This window comes from Rudaea sp., from assembly GCF_036383415.1.
GTDB lineage: Bacteria > Pseudomonadota > Gammaproteobacteria > Xanthomonadales > Rhodanobacteraceae > Rudaea.
Map to the genome: position 1 here is coordinate 1 of NZ_DASVOK010000398.1, position 16,852 is coordinate 16,852.

Annotated in this window: 12 protein-coding genes and 1 pseudogene; 6 read left to right on the forward strand and 7 right to left on the reverse strand. The window is 65.0% G+C overall.

Annotated elements, in window-relative coordinates; translation table 11 throughout:
- On the reverse strand, positions 1 to 245 hold a 245-nt coding region (locus VF497_RS14640), incomplete at its 3' end, for a MurR/RpiR family transcriptional regulator (RefSeq protein ID WP_414706915.1).
- A 317-nt stretch (positions 246 to 562) separates the two neighbouring features.
- Between VF497_RS14640 and VF497_RS14645 the strand changes: the two genes are divergently transcribed.
- From VF497_RS14645 to iolB, 3 genes are read left to right on the forward strand one after another with little or no spacing between them, the layout of a single operon-like run.
- On the forward strand, positions 563 to 2,551 hold the full coding sequence (locus tag VF497_RS14645) for a bifunctional 5-dehydro-2-deoxygluconokinase/5-dehydro-2-deoxyphosphogluconate aldolase (RefSeq protein ID WP_330889999.1): 1,989 nt from the start codon (positions 563 to 565) through the stop codon (positions 2,549 to 2,551).
- Positions 2,548 to 4,428: a 3D-(3,5/4)-trihydroxycyclohexane-1,2-dione acylhydrolase (decyclizing) gene (gene iolD, locus VF497_RS14650; protein WP_330890001.1), complete on the forward strand. Its 1,881-nt coding sequence runs from the start codon at positions 2,548 to 2,550 to the stop codon at positions 4,426 to 4,428. The genes VF497_RS14645 and iolD overlap by 4 nt, the downstream gene beginning before the upstream one ends.
- Positions 4,429 to 4,430: 2 nt before the next feature.
- Entirely contained in the window at positions 4,431 to 5,225 is a 795-nt protein-coding gene (iolB, locus tag VF497_RS14655) for a 5-deoxy-glucuronate isomerase (protein ID WP_330890003.1), read from the forward strand.
- A 15-nt stretch (positions 5,226 to 5,240) separates the two neighbouring features.
- Here the strand turns inward: iolB and VF497_RS14660 are convergent, their stop codons facing one another.
- From VF497_RS14660 to VF497_RS14685, 6 genes are read right to left on the reverse strand one after another with little or no spacing between them, the layout of a single operon-like run.
- Complete coding sequence (locus VF497_RS14660; RefSeq protein WP_330890005.1) at positions 5,241 to 6,317, reverse strand: Gfo/Idh/MocA family oxidoreductase; 1,077 nt, start codon at positions 6,315 to 6,317, stop codon at positions 5,241 to 5,243.
- A complete protein-coding gene (locus VF497_RS14665; protein WP_330890007.1) occupies positions 6,314 to 7,180 on the reverse strand; it encodes a TIM barrel protein in 867 nt (288 codons plus the stop codon). Before VF497_RS14665 ends, VF497_RS14660 begins: the two co-directional genes overlap by 4 nt.
- A gap of 30 nt (positions 7,181 to 7,210) precedes the next feature.
- Positions 7,211 to 8,329 (reverse strand): ABC transporter ATP-binding protein, encoded by a 1,119-nt coding sequence (locus VF497_RS14670; RefSeq protein WP_330890010.1) that lies wholly within the window; start codon positions 8,327 to 8,329, stop codon positions 7,211 to 7,213.
- Between the two features lie 9 nt (positions 8,330 to 8,338).
- Positions 8,339 to 9,163: a carbohydrate ABC transporter permease gene (locus VF497_RS14675; protein ID WP_330890012.1), complete on the reverse strand. Its 825-nt coding sequence runs from the start codon at positions 9,161 to 9,163 to the stop codon at positions 8,339 to 8,341.
- A complete protein-coding gene (locus VF497_RS14680; protein WP_330890014.1) occupies positions 9,160 to 10,080 on the reverse strand; it encodes a sugar ABC transporter permease in 921 nt (306 codons plus the stop codon). The genes VF497_RS14675 and VF497_RS14680 overlap by 4 nt, the downstream gene beginning before the upstream one ends.
- Complete coding sequence (locus tag VF497_RS14685) at positions 10,077 to 11,492, reverse strand: ABC transporter substrate-binding protein (protein ID WP_330890016.1); 1,416 nt, start codon at positions 11,490 to 11,492, stop codon at positions 10,077 to 10,079. Before VF497_RS14685 ends, VF497_RS14680 begins: the two co-directional genes overlap by 4 nt.
- A 126-nt stretch (positions 11,493 to 11,618) precedes the next feature.
- Here VF497_RS14685 and VF497_RS14690 point away from each other — a divergent pair, with 126 nt between their 5' ends.
- The 3 genes and pseudogenes from VF497_RS14690 to VF497_RS14700 form a co-directional block, all read left to right on the forward strand.
- Complete coding sequence (locus VF497_RS14690; RefSeq protein ID WP_330890018.1) at positions 11,619 to 13,565, forward strand: DUF5054 domain-containing protein; 1,947 nt, start codon at positions 11,619 to 11,621, stop codon at positions 13,563 to 13,565.
- Positions 13,566 to 13,836: 271 nt separating this feature from the next.
- Positions 13,837 to 16,509, forward strand: coding sequence for a TonB-dependent receptor (locus VF497_RS14695; RefSeq protein ID WP_330890020.1), 2,673 nt, complete (start codon positions 13,837 to 13,839; stop codon positions 16,507 to 16,509).
- 133 nt (positions 16,510 to 16,642) lie between these two features.
- Positions 16,643 to 16,852, forward strand: a pseudogene (locus VF497_RS14700) (hypothetical protein); the annotation flags it as partial.

Here is a 16,852-nt window from a genome sequence, read left to right on the forward strand (position 1 = left end):
CGATAGGCGTCGCGGAACATGGCCTGCATCTCGCTGAACCCGGAATAGCCGAAGCGCTGGGCGAAGCGCACGACAGCCGAGGGATGCACGTTCGACCCGCTCGCCACGTCGTTGACCTTCTGCAGCATGATGCTCGAGCGGTGCTGCTCCAGATAGCGCGCGATGCCCTGGAGCTGGCGCGGCAACGACTCGAATTCGTCGGCGACGCGCTGCATGAGCTGGTCCACTGCATTGCTGACGGCCAAGGGTTTGCTCCTGCGCTGATGCTGCTGCGGCGAGCACCACGAAAAACCTACTACGCTCGACAATTTGCGCGCCGGCGGTGCTCCGAATCCTCACATACTCGTTTGTATGCTCCGGTTCCTGCGCTCCGGCGTCACGCCCGATCCTAGACAAAATCGGCTCTTCGCTCGCTACGGTTTTTCTTAGTGCCCTGATGAGTTTGCGACAAATGGAATAAAAATTCCATATTTCCAATTGATGCAATGCGAATTGCAATGATTGGAGGCAGGTCCTATTCTCTCGCATACGCCGCGCATTCTCGCAAGCCTACGAACCGCGCATGACAGAACGTGTTTCCCCCGCCACCACCCGCCCGCTCGATGCCATCTTCCTCGGCCGCGTCGCCGTCGACCTCTACGCGCAGCAGATCGGCGCGCGTCTGGAAGACGCGACCAGCTTCGCCAAATACCTCGGTGGATCTTCCGGCAACGCGGCGTTCGGCTGCGCGCGCCTCGGCCTCAAGTCGTCGATGCTCAGCCGCGTCGGCGACGACCAGATGGGCCGCTTCCTCAGCGAGACTCTCGCGCACGAAGGTTGCGACGTTTCGCACCTGCGCGTAGACCCTGACCGCCTGACCGCCTTCGTCCTGCTAGGCATCAAGGATCGCGACACTTTTCCGTTACTGTTCCACCGCGAAAACTGCGCGGACATGGCGATCGAGGTCGACGATATCGACGAAGCGCACATCGCCTCGGCGCGCGCGCTCGCCATCACCGGCACGCACCTGTCCACTCCAGACACGCTCGCCGCCTGCCGCAGGGCGCTCGATCTCGCCCGCAAGCATGGACTGCGCCGCGTGCTCGACATCGACTACCGTCCCGTACTCTGGGGCCTTGCGCCGCGCAGCGACGGCGCCACGCGTTTCGTCGCGAACGCGCACGTGACCGCGCATCTGCGCGAAATGCTACCGTCGTTCGACCTGATCGTCGGCACCGAGGAGGAATTCCGCATCGCCGGTGGCGCTGACGACCTGATCGCCGCGCTGCGCAAAGTGCGTGCGGCGAGTCCTGCCCTGCTCGTGGTCAAACGCGGCGCGCTGGGCTGCAACGTGATCGATGGTGTCATTCCCGCACGCATCGACGACGCGCCGCTGTTCCGCGCGCCGCACGTCGAGGTACTCAACGTGCTCGGCGCGGGCGATGCATTCATGGCCGGATTCCTTTCCAGCTGGCTGCGCAACGAGACCATCGAACGCTGCTGCGCCTGGGCGAACGCCTGCGGGGCGATCGTCGTCTCGCGCCACGGCTGCGCGCCGGCGATGCCGAGCCGAGCCGAACTCGAGCATTTCCTTGCCCAAGCCGAGCGCGACCCGGCGCGCGCGCGCCGCCCGGACCTCGATGCCGATCTCGCCCACCTGCATCGCGTCAGCGTGCCGCGGCCACACTGGGACGATCTGCACGTGTTCGCCTTCGACCATCGCAGCGCGCTCGAAGAACTGGCCCGCCGTCACGGAGCGAACGCGGCGACACGACTTTCCCTGTTCAAAAGCCTGCTGCTGCGCGCGACCGAGCAAACCGAGCGCGTATCCGGCCTATCCGGCCGCATCGGCGTGCTGATCGACGACCGCTATGGCCAGGACGCGCTCAACTGCGCGAGCGGACGCGGCTGGTGGATCGGCCGTCCGGTCGAGCTGCCCGACACGACGCCGCTCGCGTTCGAACGCGGCCGCTCGATCGGCACGCATCTCATCACCTGGCCGCACGAACACACGATCAAATGCCTGGTCGTCTTCGATCCCGACGACGCCGTGCAGCGCGCCGAACAAGGTCGGCAACTGCGCACGCTCTACGACGCCGCCTGTGCGAGCGGCCACGAATTGCTGATCGAGGTCATCGCGCCGTCGCGCGCGGCGCCGGCGCAGCGCGGAGATTTTGTGCGCCGCGCGATCGAGCGCATCTACGCCTACGGCATCAAGCCGGAATGGTGGAAGCTCGCGCCCCTCGATGCGACCGACTGGCCCGCGCTCGATGCGCTGATCATGCGCAACGATCCTTGGTGTCGCGGCGTGCTCCTGCTCGGTGCCGACGCGCCGTTTGCCGAACTCTCCGCCGGCTTTGCGGCCGCCGCGGCCAGTACGACCTGCCGCGGCTTCGCCGTCGGCCGCAGCGTATTCGCCGAACCGGCGCGCGCCTGGTTCGCCGGCGAGATCGACGACGACGCGCTCGTCGCGCGCGTGCATGCCAACCAGCGCGAACTCGCTGCACTCTGGCGCGCGGCGCGCGACAATATCGTCCAAGACGATACGAAAAGACTTTCCGCAAGCGCATGAACAACCCGACGGTACGACTCACGATGGCGCAGGCACTGGTGCGCTATCTCGCAGCGCAACAGGTGCGCATCGACGGCGAAACCGTGCCGCTGTTCGCCGGCGTGTTCGCGATCTTCGGCCACGGCAATGTCGCTGCACTCGGCGAGGCGCTGTACGAATATCGCGACGCACTGCCGACGTATCGTGCGCACAACGAACAGGCGATGGCGCATACCGCGATCGCCTACGCCAAGGCGCAGGCACGCAAGCGCATGATGGCCGTGACCACCTCGATCGGACCAGGCGCGACCAACCTCATCACCGCCGCCGCACTCGCCCACGTCAACCGCCTGCCCGTGCTGCTGCTGCCCGGCGACGTCTTCGTCTCGCGCGCGCCCGACCCGGTGCTGCAGCAGATGGAAGATTTCGCCGACGGCACGGTCAGCGTCAACGACTGTTTCAAGCCGGTGTCGCGCTACTTCGATCGCATCGTCGCACCATCGCAGTTGCTGACCGCGCTGCCGCGCGCCATGCACGTGCTGACTGATCCAGCGTTGTGCGGCCCGGTCACGCTCGCCTTGCCGCAGGACGTGCAGGCCCACGCGTTCGACTATCCCGCCGCATTCTTCGAACCGCGCATCGTGTCTGCAGCCGCGACGATACCGCCGCCCGAACAAATCGCGGCTGCCGCGGACGCGCTGCGTGCGGCGCGGCGCCCGATCATCGTTGCCGGTGGCGGTGTCCTCTATGGCGACGCTGCGGAAACACTGCGCGCCTTCGCCGAGCGCCACGCGATTCCGGTCGCCGAGACACAGGCCGGCAAGGGCAGCCTGCCCTGGGATCATCCACTGCAACTCGGCCCGGTCGGCGTCTGCGGCAGCACGGCCGCGAATGCGCTCGCTGCGGAAGCTGATTTCGTCCTCGCGGTCGGCACGCGTCTCGCCGACTTCACCACGGGCTCGAACGCGTTGTATCCCAAGGCACAGCTCGTCACGCTCAACGTCAATGCCTACGACGCGCAGAAAAATTCGGCGCTCGCGATCACCGCGGATGCGAACAAAGGTCTTGACGCGCTCACGCAGGCACTGAACGACTGGAGCGCGCCGACAGCGTGGCGCGATCACGCCGGGCAACTTGGCGGCGAATGGCGCGCCACCGTCAAGCGCCTGACCGCCGCGCGCGATTTGAAGCCTGGCGAATTACCTTACGAAGCCGATGTGATCGGCGCCGTGCAGCGCTCGGCTGCCGATTCGACCGACAACGACATCGTCGTCTGCGCCGCAGGCGGCCTGCCCGGCGAGCTGATAAAGCTGTGGCGCACGCGCATGCCGGGCGGCTATCACGTCGAATACGGCTACTCGTGCATGGGCTACGAAATCGCCGGCGGCCTGGGCGTGAAGATGGCCCAGCCGGGGCGCGAAGTCATCGTCATGGTCGGCGACGGCAGCTACCTCATGCTCAATTCCGAAATCGCCACTTCGGTGATGCTCGGGCACAAGCTCATCGTCGTCGTGCTCGACAACCGCGGCTTCGGCTGCATCGGCCGTCTGCAGCGCGCCTGCGGCGATGTGCCGTTCAACAATCTGCTCGACGAGGATTGCACCACCGCCACCAGCGGCGCACCCTCGGTCGATTTTGCCGCGCACGCGCGCGCACTCGGTGCGAGCGCGGAACACGTCGGCAACATCATCGAACTGGAACAGGCCATGCAACGTGCACGCGCCGCAACGAGCACCTACGTCATATCGATCCGTACCGACGCGCACCGCAGCACACGCGAAGGCGGGAGCTGGTGGGAGGTGGCCGTGCCCGAGGTTTCCTCGCGCGAATCCGTACGCGAGGCGCGCACGGGCTACGAAGCGGCGCTGCGCAGGCGCGACGACGACTCGGAGACATGACGATGAGCCTGCTCGTCAGGGCGCGCCGCGGCGCGCAGCATCTGGTCCACGTCACGCCGGAATCGGCCGGCTGGCGCCACGTCGGCTTCGATGCCTGGCGCCTCGACGCGGGCGACGAACTGCGCATCGACGTTCCGGACGATCGCGAAGCCTGCCTGGTCGTGCTGCGCGGATCCATCGATTTCGAAGCTGGCTCGCTGCGTCGCGAAAACTTCGGTGGACGCGCCAGCGTCTTCGCCGCACAACCGCCGCCCGCCTTGTATGCACCACCGCAGACGAGCGTGCGCGTGTGCGCGCACGATGAGGTCGAGCTTGCTCTGGCCAGCGCGCCGGCGACGGGCCGCTACCCGGCGCGTGTGATCGAACCCGCGACGATGGCGCGATCGACGCGCGGCAGCGGCACGAACGCACGCTACATCTGCGACGTGCTGCCGCAGACCGAAGAAGCGGAATCGCTGCTCGTCGTCGAGGTGCGCACGCCGGCCGCGCATTCGTCGAGTTATCCGCCACACAAGCACGACGCCGACGATCCGCCGAACGAGACTCAACTCGAAGAGGTCTACTACCACCGCATCGATCCAGCGCAGGGTTTCGCGTTCCAGCGCGTCTATACCGACACGGGCGATCTCGACGAGACCATGGCCGCGCACAACCACGATGTCGTCCTCGTCCCGCGCGGCTACCACCCCGTGGTGATGCCACACGGCTACAACGGTTACTACCTGAACGTCATGGCCGGACCGCGGCGCGAATGGCGCATGCGCAACGATCCGGCGCACGAGTGGATGCTGAAGTAGACCTCCAATCGCAACCTACTGAGAACGTGCCTCTTCGGCGAACAACTTGCCGATCTGCGCGAACAGCTTGAGGTCGTTCAGCGAATCCTCGAGCGTCGTTTTGACCGGGCCGCCGTTGACAACGGCCTCGTGGAAAGCATCCAACTCGCCGCGGAACGGATCCTCGTGGAACGGCCCCACGATCTCGGTCACGGTTTCGCGATCACCCGAGCGGGTGATCTCGAGCTGTGTCGGCAGATGCCGGATGTACGGCGTGTCGTAGTTGATCTTGAACATTGCGCGGTCGCAGAGCACGTCGATGCCCGAGTCGAAGCGCGCGATATGGTTGGTCACCGCCTCATACACTGCGGTGAAATGGCCGTAGTCGAACAGCACGGCGATCGCCTCACCGCCATTGCGCTGGCGCGCGGCGAAGACGTTGGGCGTACCGAACAACTCGCGCATCGCCGAGAAACTGTGCGAGGACAGGCCAGTCAGCACCTGATAGCCGCGCACGACCGCTGCTGGTGCATCGGCGCCGACCACGGCGCGCAGCATTGCCTGCGTGCGCGCCCTGCCCTCGGCTATCACGGCCTGCGGCACGTCGGTCGGCTTGAACACGGGCCGCGTCTGCGCGACAAAGAACGGCGCCTCGCAGATCAGGTCGCGTACGCGCACGTGCTGCACTTCGTCAAACGCCGGCAGGCGCTTCTTGAGTTCGAGGAACGGTCGCGCGAAGCGGCGCATGTAGCCGACAAAGATCGTCTTCGTGTAGCCGCGCGCGCGCTCGATCAGCGGCAGCAACTGTTCGGCATTCAGACACACCGGCTTTTCGATGAAGACGTGCTTGCCCGCCTCGATCGTACGCGTCAGCAGATCGGCATGCAGGTGATCGGGCGTGAGGATGAAGACTGCGTCGATGTCCTTGTCTTCGATCAACGCTTCGGCATTGGCGTGCGTGCGTGCGCCGTAACGCTGCGCGACATGCTCGGTCAGGCTCGGCGAAACGTCGCTGACTGCCGCGATCCTGTACCGCGCATCATCGGCCAGCAACGGCAGGTGCATGAGCTGGGCGACTTCGCCCAAGCCGATCAGTCCGACGCGTATCGTCATTGCACGCCTCCACTCAGCGACCGGAGGAACTGCAGGTTCTTGCGCGCCAGCGTCACCGGCTCTTCGGTCTGGGTCGGGCTCCAGTCCTGCTCGATGATGCACGGCCCCGCATAGTTCTTCTCGGCGAGCAGCTTCATCACCGCGCGAACGTCCACCGCACCGTCGGTCAGCGGCGCAAAGATGCCCGCCTCGGACGCCTGCGCGGTGTCGATCTCGCCGCGCACGAGGCGCTCGCGCACCTTCGCGTCGACGCTCTTGAAATGCACATAGCCGATGCGCGACCAGACCTTGCGCATGTACGCCGCCGGGTCCTGTCCCCAGGCCGCGTGGTGGCCGGTGTCGAAGCAGAGATTGACTTCGGTGTCCTGCAGCAGGCGATCGATCTGCACCTCACGCTCGACGCAGGTGCCGAGATGCGGGTGGAAGGTCATCGCGATGCCGTATTCCCCGGCCAGGCGCTGCTGCGCGTCGCGCACCATGCCGACCACGGTCGTCCAGCCGGCCTCGTCGACGACGCCGCGCCGGCCGGGCGGATACCAGTTGCCCTCGTCCATGATGACGACGTGCTTCGAACCCGCATCGCTGACGAGCTTGCCGAGCTGATCGATCGTCGCGAGCAACGCCTCGTGCGTCGACGGATCGGCGAGCGTGTGCACGTGCGTCGCCCCGGTCAGCGCGAGTCCGCGCGCCGCCAGCGCATCCTTGAGCCGGGTTGTGTCGGTCGGCAGGAAGCCGAGCGGGCCAAGTTCAGTCGTCGCATAACCCGCCTCGCGCACCTGGTCGAGATACTGGTCGGGCGTGTAGCGGTTGTCCTTCGGATAGTAGATGCCCCAGGAACAGGGGGCGTTGCCAATCGATAGCATGGTCGTACCTTTGCTGATGAAAACGAAGTTCTAGTTCGGGGAACTTTCCGCGCCGCCGGGGATGCGCACGCCTTGCGCGTCGAACAGCGTGATCCGGTCCGTGTCGAAGGCGAACGCAGCGTCGCCGTCGATGCGCACCGTCGCATCGCCGAACACGCGTGCGGTGACGCGCACGCCGCCGTCGAGATCGAGCGTGACGAGGCTTTCCGGCCCCATCGCCTCGTTGGCGAACAGTTTGCCGCGCAGACGATTCGTCCCCGCATCGCCCTTCGCGATACGCAAATGCTCGGGGCGCACACCGACCGTGATGCGATCGCTGTGCTCGAGCGCGCGATCGAGCGCCAGCCAACTCGCAAACGGCGATACCTCGAGCCCGGCACCGCGCAGCGTAATGCCGTGTTCGCTGCGAGCTGCCTCTACCGCAACCAGGTTCATCGGCGGATCGCCGACGAAGCCGGCAACGAAGGTCGTCGCGGGCCGCCGATAGATTTCGAGTGGCGGCGCGTACTGCACGATGTCGCCCGCGCACATCACCGCGATGCGCGTCGACAGCGCCATCGCCTCGGCCTGGTCGTGGGTCACGTAGACCGCGGTCATGCCACGGCTGCGCTGCAGGTGATACAGAAACGCCCTCGCCTCCACGCGCATGCGCGCATCGAGGTTGGACAGCGGCTCGTCGAACAGGAAGGCGTCGGCCGGATGCACGAGCGCACGTGCGAGCGAGGTGCGCTGCTGCTGCCCGCCGGAGATCTGCGCAGGCAGGCGGTCGAGCAAGTGGTCGATATGCAGCACCTGCGCGATCTCGCCTGCCTTTTCATGTCGCGCTGCCTCGACGACGCCGCGCACCTTGAGCGGATAGGCGATGTTGTCGGCAATCGTCATGTGCGGATACAGCGCGTAATCCTGGAACACCATGCCGATATTGCGGTCCTTCGGCTGCGCACAGGTGACATCGCGGCCGCCGATGCGAATGCTGCCGCGCGTCGGCTGTTCGAGCCCGGCGATCATGCGCAGCGTCGTCGTCTTGCCGCAGCCGGAGGGACCGAGCAGGCAGACGAATTCGCCGTCGCCGATCGCAAGGTCGATTTCGCGGATCGTATCGACCGCGCCGAAGCTCTTGCCGATCTTGTCGAGTTGGATCGATGCCATGAGCAGCCTTCAGGATTTGATTCCGCCGAAGAAGCGGAACCCGTATTTGCGGTTGACGTACCAGTACAGCGCGATCACCGGTAGCGAATACAACACCGAGTACGCCGCGAGCAGCGGCACGATCGGCGTGCCGGCCTGCGAATAGAACGAATAGATCTCGACCGACGCGGGCATGCGCTGCTCGCTGCGCAGGAGCACGAACGGGATCAGGAATCCGCCCCAGACCTGGACGAAGGCCCACACCGCAGCGATCGTCACGCCCGGCCGCAGCACCGGCACGACGACGTCGACGAACGCGCGCCATTGCGATGCGCCGGCGACCAGTGCCGACTCCTCGTAGCCGCGCGGAATACTGGCGATGAAATCGCGCAGAATGAACATCGCCGTCGGCAACAGGCCTCCCGCGAAGACGAGGATCACCGCGAGCTGCGTATCGATCAGGCCAAGCGCGTTGACGATCAGGAAGATCGGCACCATCGCCGCCGATCCCGACACGACCGAGGAGAACAGCAGCAGCACGTATTCGATCGCGCGCTTGCCGCGCAGCGTCGTGCGCGCTAGCGCATAGGCAGCGAGCGTCGCTGTCGTCGCGACGAGCAGCACCGTACCGAACGCCTGCAGCAGCGAGTTGAGCAGCGCGCCGACGGCGGCTCCGTTGGCGAACACGCGCGAGAAGTTGGCCAAGGTCGGCGGCGCCGGCAACGCCAGATCGAGATCGGCGTGCGCGTTGAACGGCGCGAGCACGAACCAGATCAGCGGCAGCGCGAACGCGGCGCCGAGCAGCGCTGCGCCGACGCTGAAGACAATGCGCGAAACCAGCACGCGGTGGTTCATGCGGCCTTCCCCTTCTTGCGCAGGCCGCGCTGCGCGAGGCGCAGATAGGCGAGCGAGAACGCGAGATTGATCAGCATCACGATCACGCCGATCGCCGAGCCCTTGCCGAACTCGAAACTCTTGAACGCGATGCGGTAGGTGTAGATCGGCAGGATGTCGGTCTCGAACGACGGACCGCCCGCGGTCAGCAGGAACGGCGTGAACACGTTGAACGTCCACATCGTGATCAGGATCAGGTCGGTGACGATGTGGCCGCGGATCAGCGGCAGCACAATGTCGCGCAGCTTCTGCCAGCCCGAGGCACCGACGACATCGGCCGTTTCGAGATAGCTCGGCGGAATCGACTGCAGCGCCGCGTCGAACAGCATCATCGAGAACGCGGCGCCGCGCCAGGCGTTGAACACGCAGATCGTCAGGAACGGATGCTCGATCAGGAAATCGGCCGCGGGAATGTGCAACCCGTGCAGCAACTGGTTGAGCGTGCCCGCGTCGCGGTCGAGATAGGCGAACCAGGCGAAGCCGACGACAACGTCAGGCAGGATCCAGGCGAGCATGACAATGCCCTGCAGCAGCGACTTCGCGCGCGGCGACAGTTCGCGCGAAATCCACGCGAGCACAAGGCCGAGCACTACCTGTCCGCACAGCGCCGAGAGCACCACGAACTGGATCGTCAGCCACAGCGACGGGCCGAAGCCGCCCTGGCTCCAGAACGTCGCCGGATCGAACAGGTCGAGATAGTTCTTCAGCCCGACGAACTGCGGATGCAGCGCGTTCGCACCGAGCAGGCTGCGATTCGTGAAGCTGACCGCGATGATCCAGAAGAACGGGAACACGACGAACAGGCCGATCAGCACGGCGGCCGGCGTCATGAACGCGACGCCGATGCGCGAGGACACGTTGGCGCCGCGCGAACTCACGAACCGCTCTCTTGCGGCAGATCGAACGCGACGACGCGATCGGCACCGACGATCTGCCTCACCGCGGCCGCGTACTCGGCCATCGCCGCGCGCGGCGAGAGCTTTCCGGCGATCACGCTTTCGGTCATGCGCTGGATCTCGACCGAGACCTTTTCGTAGTCCGCGTCGATCGGCCGGATCGTCGTCAGCGGCAGCAGTTCACGACCGCTGTCGCGCAGAAATTCCGAATGCGGCGGCAGCACATCGTCGCGCACGCACAGGTGTTCGTTGAATTCCTGATAGCGCCGCAATGTGGGCGCCGAATTCATGAACGCGAGCAGCGACCATGCTTCGCGCGGATGCTTAGAATGCGGATTGAGAACGAAGCTGTTGCCACCCGAAACGCTGATGAAATCCTGCCCGCGCACCGCGCTGCCCGGCGTGCGCGCGGGCATCTTCGTCCAGCCGACGACCTCGTCGCGATTCGCGATTGGGAAATCGCCCTGCGGATCGATCGCGGTGTAGTAGAACCAGTTGCTCTCGACCAGGATCGCGCTCTTGCCGCGCTGGAAATCGGTGAAGCTGCGGTTGCGCCCGCTGACCAGGCGTTGCGTGCGCGCTTCGCCGAGCTTCTCGTCGATGTACACAGTCTTGTAGAAATCGAGCGCGGCGAGCATGCCCGGGCCCTGCACGATCCAGCGGCCCTGCGCATCGCGCAATTCCTCGCCGGTGCCAGCAAGCAGCATCAGCCAGCCCTGCATCGTCGTCGCCTCGCCCATGGCCACGCCGGCGTTGATCTGCAGCGGATAGCTTGCGGGATCCTGCCGTTTCAGCGCACGCACGGCATCCAGGATGTCCTGCCAGGAACGCGGCTGCCAGTGATCGGCATCGAGGCCCGCACGGCGGAACACGTCGCGCCGGTAGAAGATCATGCGCACATCGGTCTGCTCCGGCACGCCGTAACGCTTGCCGCGAAAACGCACGAGTGCCTGCGCACTGTCGGGAATATGCGACCAGCCTTCCCAGGCATTCGCTTCCGGCCCGGCGACTTCGTCCAGCGGCTTGAGCAAGCCCGCATCGACGAAACCCGGAATCTGGAAGCCGTCGAACTCGGCAAGATCGGCGCCCTGCCCCGTGGCGAAATCGAGCGCGAGCTGCTGCGACATCTGTTCGGCGCTGCCGGCGAATTCGCGCAGCTTGACCGTCACCTCGCGCCCCTGCGCCTTCGCCGCGGCGACGTATCCGGGGACCACGACCTGCTTGAGCCAGCGCGCCTCGGAACCATTCACACCGCCTTCAACGCAGCGACAGGCAATCGATAGTTCGACCGGCTCAGCCTGGGCCATCGCGCACGATATCGCGCCGAGCAGCAACGCCGCGACGCGCACGATCGAGGCGCGGTGCGTCAAGCGGGTGTGCAGCGTCGCCGGCATTGCTATTCTCTATCCTCGGCAGAAGCGGAGCTTCGGGAAGTCGAGCTTAAGCATGCCGCAACGCTATTGCAATTTGCATTGCAAAATTTGAATATTTGGAATGTAAATTCCAAATATTGGACTGCCATGACTGCGTCGACCATCCACCTCGTTTTCAAGACGCACCTGGACATCGGCTTCACCCAGCTTGCCGAGCGCGTGCGCCGGCAATACCACGATGTCTTCATTCCCGGCGCGATCGACACGGGCGAGCATTTCCTGCGCGAAGACCCGCAGCAGCGCCTGTTCGCCTGGACCACGGGCGCCTGGCTGATCTGGGATCACCTCGAAACGCAGCCACCCGAACGCGTGCGCCGGCTCGAACACGCGATCGCGCACGGCCTGATCCGCTGGCATGCGCTGCCGTTCACCACGCACACTGAATTGATGTCGCCTGCATTGCTTCGCGCAGGATTGTCGTATGCACAGGAACTCGACCGCCGTTTTGGCGTGCAGACCATCGCGGCGAAGATGACCGATGTGCCGGGCCACACGCTCGGCATCGTGCCGTTGCTCGCACGCACGGGCGTGAAGTTCCTGCATATCGGAGTGAACACGGCGTCGACGCCGCCCGACGTCCCCGACCTGTTCCGCTGGCGCGCGCCGGGCGGCGAGGAAATCCTCGTCGCGTATCAGAAGAGTTACGGCTCAACGTATTTCGTCGAAGGCACCGATCTCGCCCTGAGCTTCGCGCACACGAACGACAACATCGGCCCGCAGAGCGTCGGCCAGGCGGTCGACTGCCATCGTGACCTGCGCGACGAATATCCCGATGCCGACATTCGCGCTTCTACGCTCGATGCGTTTGCCGAGGCAATATGGCCGCTGCGCGAGCGCTTTCCGTTGATCGAGCGCGAGATCGGCGATTCGTGGATCCACGGCGTCGGCACCGACCCGGCCAAGGTCTCGCGCTTCCTCGCGCTGCAGCGACTCTACGACCGCTTCGAAGAGGAAGGCCTCACGCCGCAGCGCACGGCGTTCGGCCGCCGCCTCTGCCTCGTGCCGGAACACACCTGGGGCGTCGACATCAAGACTTACCTGCGCGACGAAACGCACTGGGATCGCGACGACTTCGAGCGCGCGCGCCGCGACGATCCGCGCTTCGCGTTTTGCGAATCGTCATGGACTGAACAACGCGCGTATCTCGACACTGCCGTCGATGCACTCGATGACGAGGATCGCGCCCTGGTGAGCGCCGTCACCGACGCGGCGGGTCCGACCGTCAGCGCAATCGCAAGCGGGCCGACGACAACGGCATCGGACATCGATATCGGCGGCTGGCGCCTCGTCATCGACCCGATCTCGGGCGCCGTGCGCAGCCTGTCCTCACCGGGTGGCAAAAGCATCGCCGGCAACAACCTGATTTCGTACGCCTACGAGAGTTACGACGCCAACGACGTCGCCACGCACATGTGCACCTATTTGACCGATCGCGTGCGCTGGGCGTTGCTCGACCATGGCAAGCCCGGACTCGAACACGCGCACACGGCGCGGTCGGCGCGCCATGGCACGGAGTTGATCGGCGTCGAGCATGGGCCCGATCGCGTCGTGCTGCGCTGGCGCGCGCCTGCTGCCGCGCATGAGCAACTCGGCGCGCCCGAGCATGTGTCGCTCTGCATTCGGCCGCTCGGCGCGACGCAACTCCGATTCGAACTCGTGATGCACGACAAGCCGGCAAACCGCATGCCGGAGGCGAGCTTCCTCGCGTTCGCGCCCGCCGCTGCGCAGGCGTGGCAGTTGCACAAGCTCGGTATCTGGCTGCCGGCTGGCGACGTCGTGCGCAACGGCGGCGGCGCGCTCCAGGCCACATCGGCGCTGCGGGCGAAGCTGCCTTCCGGCGCGACGCTGCGGATCACGCCGTTCGATTCGCCGCTGGTCGCTCCTCTCGATGCGCCGTTCATGACGTTCATGAGCACGCCACCGAATTTTTCCGCAGGCGTCCGCTTCAACCTGCACAACAACAAGTGGGGCACGAATTTCCCGATGTGGTGCGCGGGCACGCTGCGCTTCCGTTTCGATCTCGAAATCGCGTAGCCCCGCAACTTGCGGACACCGCGCGCGAGTCGCCGCGCTGACATCCGCACAACACAAAACAGCGCTAGATTCGTGTCCCGTCCGCGGCCGCCGAACGGCTCCGCCGGGGCAGATTCTTGTGCGCAAATGGAATTTTTTTTCCAACTGAAATAATGTTGCAATGCAAATTGCAATAGAGTTTGCCGCTACCTATGCTCGCTCGGCCTGACCGGCGCGCACCACACGCTGTCTCCCTCCCCGTTGCCAACGTCCTTCACCCGGAGATTCGTACATGTGCCAATACCGCATTCTGACCTTGTGCAGCACACTCGCCCTGTCCTGCGTGCTTGCGACGGCCGCATACGCAAGCGAAGCCGCGCCCACGCCCGCGCCGGCCGACGCCAATGCCGCCGCGCCCGATCCGCAGACCACGCCGTCCGATGCGTCGGCGAAAACGACGCAGAACCTCGAATCGGTCGTCGTCACCGGCCGCGCCGGTGTCGATGCGCGCAGCAAAGAGCAGACCAGCTACTCGATCACCCAGATCGGCGAGGAAGCGCTGCGCTTGCAGGCGCCGACGAGCGTGACCGAATCGCTGAAGTCCGTGCCTGGCTTCTGGGTCGAAGCGTCGGGCGGTGAAGCGAGCGGCAACGTGCGCGCGCGCGGTATTCCGGTCGACGGCTTCGGCTCGATCACCCTGCTTGAGGACGGCGTGCCGATCCAGCACGATCCGGGCCTGACCTGGTACAACGTCGACCAGGCGTTCCGCCTCGACGAAACGATCGACGGTATCGAAGTCGTGCGCGGCGGCCCGTCGTTCCTGTTTTATCCGAACGCGCCCGCAGCGGCGGTCAACTACATCCCGCGCAAGGTCGGCGAGGAAGCTTCGGGATTGTTCAAGTACACCTGGGGCGACTACGGCTACAACCGCGCCGACTTCTGGTACGGCGCACCGATCGGCAACACCGGCTGGAAGTATTCATTCGGCGGCTTCTATCGCCAGGCCGAGGGCATCCGCGATCCGGGCTACACCGGCGACAAGGGCGGCCAGATCCGCGGCACGATCTCCAAGGAATGGGAGGACGGCAAGTTCAGCCTCGACGTGAAGCATCTGAACGACCACGTCGATTTCTTCGTGCCGGTTCCGCTGCATCGCGATTCTTCGGGCGATATCGTCGCAGTGCCGGGCTTCGACGGCAACTACGACACCGTTGCCGGCCCCGAAACCGCGCACATGACGTTCCATACCAGCGAAGGCCCGTACAACTTCAACGGCGCCAAGGGCACCTACGTCAATCGCACCCAGGTGACGGCCAAATTCGAGCAGAAATTCGGCGACGACTGGAAGTTCTCCGACAGTTTCCGTTACAGCACGACCAACACCAAGCGCAACGGCACGTTTTCGAACTCGGTGCTTTCGGGCATTGCCGAACTCACCTCGCTGAACACGGCCGGGAATCGCGCGCTGTTCCCGGGGGCGACGGGCTTCCAGTTGCGCTACACGGACAACCCGAACCAGCTTTTCGATCTCGGTTCGCTCGCCTCATCGGGATCGGGACAGCTCAACGGCCAGAACGGCAACGGTCTCGTCCTCGTCAACCAGTTGCGCCCGCTGTGGATGCCGGAGCGCGAATACAGCAACGACGCGCACGTGTCGACCAAGTTCGATTTCCTCGGCGCGCACGACTTCACGGCCGGCGTCTACTACTCGCATCAGAACATGGACTTCAACCGCGTGTCGTCGATCGTGCTGACCGACGTGCAAGGCAACGCACGCCTGCTGGACGTGGTCGCGGTCGATGCCAGCGGCAAGCCGCTCGGCAGCCTGACAGCCGGCGGCATTCTGCGCAACGGTTCGGAGTACGAACGCGACACCGGCAAGCAGGACAGCTATGCGTTCTATCTCGGCGACGAATGGCAGATCACCCACGACTTCCGCCTGGACTTCGGCTGGCGCTGGGACAAGAACGAGATGCACAACACCAACACGACGCGCCTGCCGGCAACGAGCAGCTTCGTCTACAACGGGGTGACCTACTACAACCAGGGTGGCAACTATCTTTGCAATCTGAACGACGGGCTGTTCGCCGATACCCAGGTCGCCTGCGCCAACCCGAACAATCCGTTCACCACGACGGACCATTCCTTCAGCAAGACCGGTTGGACGGTCGGTGCAAACTATCAATTGACCGATCGCGCCGGCCTGTTCGCGCGCTACACCTCAACCTATCGCCTGCCGAACTTCAGCACGTTCGTCGCCAACTCGCTCGCGCTGCCGATCACGCAGACGATGGACCTCGGTGAGGTCGGCGCCAAGTGGGGCAGCGAATGGGCGACGTTGTACGCCACCTGGTTCTACACCAAGTACGACAATGTCACGTTCAGTACCCAGGTTCTCGCCCCCGACAACGTGACCTTGCTCGCGCAGACCGCGGTCGCCCAGACCAAGACCACAGGCTTCGAGCTCGAAGGCGACATCACCCCGACCGCCTGGTTCGACCTGCACTTTTCGGCGACGATCGAAGATCCGAAATACCAGAATCTGCGCGCGACGATCTACAGCAAGGGTTCCAGCGGCAATCTCGTGCCGACGATTTCCGATTTCAGCGGCAATCAACTGATCCGCGTGCCGAAGGTGAGCTATCGCCTCGCTCCGCGCCTCATGCTGCTCGACAACAAGCTGCAGCTGCAGCTGTCGTACGAATACGAAGGCAAGCGCTATTCGGACACGGCCAACCTGTCGGTGCTGCCCGAGTACCACGTCATCAACGCGAGCGCGGAGTACGACATCAACGAGCGCATGAGCGTGTTCGGCTACGTCGACAACCTGACCAACTCCGTCGGCCTGACCGAAGGCAATCCGCGCTCCGGCGACGTGATCTCGACCGATGCGGGCAAGACCGTGTTCCTCGCGCGTCCGCTGCTCGGTCGCGCCTATCGACTGTCGTTCATGTACAAGTTCTGACCGCGCAACGCGGTGAATGTCGCAAACCTATAACATGCGCCCGCAAGTCTCCTCTCTCCCGGCCTCGGTCGGGGGAGAGACTTTCCAGACATTCTCCCCGACGATGCGTGCCCGCTCTCGATTCGCTGCAAAAATGGCCGGCGGACTCCTGGTCCTCGGCACGTTGTTCCCGCATTGTCTCGCGGCGGCGGAAGCGCGCTGCAACGCTTCCGCGACGAACGCCGCCCAAGCCGGCGACAAGGCCTGTGCGCGCGCCTGGATCGACGCCAACCTGCGCCTCGACGATATCCAGGTGATCGGCACGCACAACAGCTACAAGCAGCACATGCCGCCCGAGGAATTC